Origin of the sequence: Staphylococcus caeli, from assembly GCF_900097965.1 — a bacterium.
GTDB classification, from domain to species: Bacteria; Bacillota; Bacilli; order Staphylococcales; family Staphylococcaceae; genus Staphylococcus; species Staphylococcus caeli.
In genome coordinates this window covers 1-2560 of the sequence record NZ_FMPG01000031.1, presented here as the reverse complement: position 1 = coordinate 2560, position 2560 = coordinate 1, and the positions used below count along the sequence as shown (strand labels likewise).

Annotated in this window: 3 protein-coding genes; all 3 read right to left on the bottom strand. The window is 30.9% G+C overall.

What is annotated here, in order from left to right:
• Nucleotides 1-85: replication/maintenance protein RepL (locus tag BJS11_RS13480; protein WP_180247307.1), on the bottom strand; the 85-nt coding region annotated here is incomplete at its 3' end.
• Between the two features lie 447 nt (nt 86-532).
• The gene (gene erm(C) / locus BJS11_RS13160) at nt 533-1267 is read right to left on the bottom strand and encodes a 23S rRNA (adenine(2058)-N(6))-methyltransferase Erm(C) (RefSeq protein WP_001003263.1); all 735 of its coding nucleotides are present in this window, start codon (nt 1265-1267) and stop codon (nt 533-535) included.
• 756 nt (nt 1268-2023) lie between these two features.
• Nucleotides 2024-2500, bottom strand: a complete 477-nt coding sequence (locus tag BJS11_RS13155) for a replication/maintenance protein RepL (protein ID WP_000664727.1) — start codon at nt 2498-2500, stop codon at nt 2024-2026.
• Nucleotides 2501-2560: the final 60 nt, after the last annotated feature.

Genomic DNA, 2560 nt, shown 5'->3' with positions numbered 1-2560 from the left:
ACTTGTCTACCTCTATGACTTCTCCACTTTCTTCGTCTATGAGCCTCTGAGAGCCTTTATAGACTGTTCCATATCTTTCTTTCATCTTTTTCTCACTCCTTATTTTAAACTATTCTAACTATATCATAACTGTTCTAAAAAAAAAAGAACATTTGTTAAAAGAAATTAGAACAAAATGAGTGAAAAATTAGAACAAACAAATTCCTTATAAACCTTATCATCTCAACCTATATTAAGATTTTACCTAGTTGAATCTTCTTTTCTATATAAAGCGTCGGAGCATATCAGGGGGTTATCTAACGTAAATGCTACCCTTCGGCTCGCTTTCGCTCGGCATTGACGTCAGATACTGCACCCCCTGAACCCCCATGCTCCAACAGCAAAAAGGAAACTTTTTGCTGCTTTTCCGACGCTTATTCGCTTCGCTCATATTTATATAGAAAAGAAGTGAATGCGCAAAAGACATAATCGATTCACAAAAAATAGGTACACGAAAAACAAGTTAAGGGATGCAGTTTATGCATCCCTTAACTTACTTATTAAATAATTTATAGCTATTGAAAAGAGATAAGAATTGTTCAAAGCTAATATTGTTTAAATCGTCAATTCCTGCATGTTTTAAGGAATTGTTAAATTGATTTTTTGTAAATATTTTCTTGTATTCTTTGTTAACCCATTTCATAACGAAATAATTATACTTCTGTTTATCTTTGTGTGATATTCTTGATTTTTTTCTATTTAATCTGATAAGTGAGCTATTCACTTTAGGTTTAGGATGAAAATATTCTCTTGGAACCATACTTAATATAGAAATATCAACTTCTGCCATTAAAAATAATGCCAATGAGCGTTTTGTATTTAATAATCTTTTAGCAAACCCGTATTCCACGATTAAATAAATCTCATCAGCTATACTATCAAAAACAATTTTGCGTATTATATCCGTACTTATGTTATAAGGTATATTACCAAATATTTTATAGGATTGGTTTTTAGGAAATTTAAACTGCAATATATCCTTGTTTAAAACTTGGAAATTATCGTGATCAACAAGTTTATTTTCTGTAGTTTTGCATAATTTATGGTCTATTTCAATGGCAGTTACGAAATTACACCTCTGTACTAATTCAAGGGTAAAATGCCCTTTTCCTGAGCCGATTTCAAAGATATTATCATGTTCATTTAATCTTATATTTGTCATTATTTTATCTATATTATGTTTTGAAGTAATAAAGTTTTGACTGTGTTTTATATTTTTCTCGTTCATTATAACCTTCTTTAATTTGGTTATAATGAATTTTGCTTATTAACGATTCATTATAACCACTTATTTTTTCCTCCTTATAAAATTAGTATAATTATAGCACGAGCTCTGATAAATATGAACATGATGAGTGATCGTTAAATTTATACTGCAATCTGATGCGATTATTGAATAAAAGATATGAGAGATTTATCTAGTTTCTTTTTTTACAAGAAAAAAGAAAGTTCTTAAAGGTTTTATACTTTTGGTCGTAGAGCACACGGTTTAACGACTTAATTACGAAGTAAATAAGTCTAGTGTGTTAGACTTTAATGTTTTTTTAAGGTATTAGTGCATTTAAGCGTCAGAGCATGGCTTTATGCCGAGAAAACTATTGGTTGGAATGGCGTGTGTGTTAGCCAAAGCTTTGGCGAGTTGGTTGGGGGTTTCATGGGATTAATCCCATGAAAGTACCAACTCAACAACACACTAACGCCTGTTGGTTCCAACCAATAGGAAATTGGAATAAGCAATTAGTATAATGAGAGTATAATGTTGGTATAACGTTAGTATAATGATGCTTTTTTTCATTATATTTTTTATGTACTTTAAACCTGCACGCTTATGTGAATTAGAAAAAGCTTAATCGCATTTCATAGATTGACCTCCCAATAACTACGTGGTGTTATTGGGAGGTCAATCTATTTCATTTGCGTTAAGCTTTTGATCTACATTAAGCGTGCAGGTTTTTTGTCTATTTGTAGACGATTTTATGTTATACTAGTCCTTGAAAGAATAATAATCAGATAATGCATTTTCTTGTTTTTCATTTGCCTCTTGCTCAAAGTTCCCAAATTCGAGTAAGAGGTATTTTTGTTTTTGGTCGTCGCCTCTCATTAGTAGTTCAGGGTTTAACATTAATACTCCAGTTTTTCTTTTTATAATATTTCCTTCTTCTAAGATTTTAAGTGTTGTTATTACTGTTTGTAGACTTGTTCCTGTAGCTTTTGCTATTTCTCTTGTTGTAGCTATCATTGTATTGTTACTTAAGTGGACATTATCTAGGATATAGTTAACGATTTTAAGTTTTTTTCCGCCAATCATATCTAACATACTTATTAATTGCACTATATATGCCTTTACGAAGTTACCAGACGTTTGTTTACGGTATAACTTGTCTACCTCTATGACTTCTCCACTTTCTTCGTCTATGAGCCTCTGAGAGCCTTTATAGACTGTTCCATATCTTTCTTTCATCTTTTTCTCACTCCTTATTTTAAACTATTCTAACTATATCATAACTGTTCTAAAAAAAAA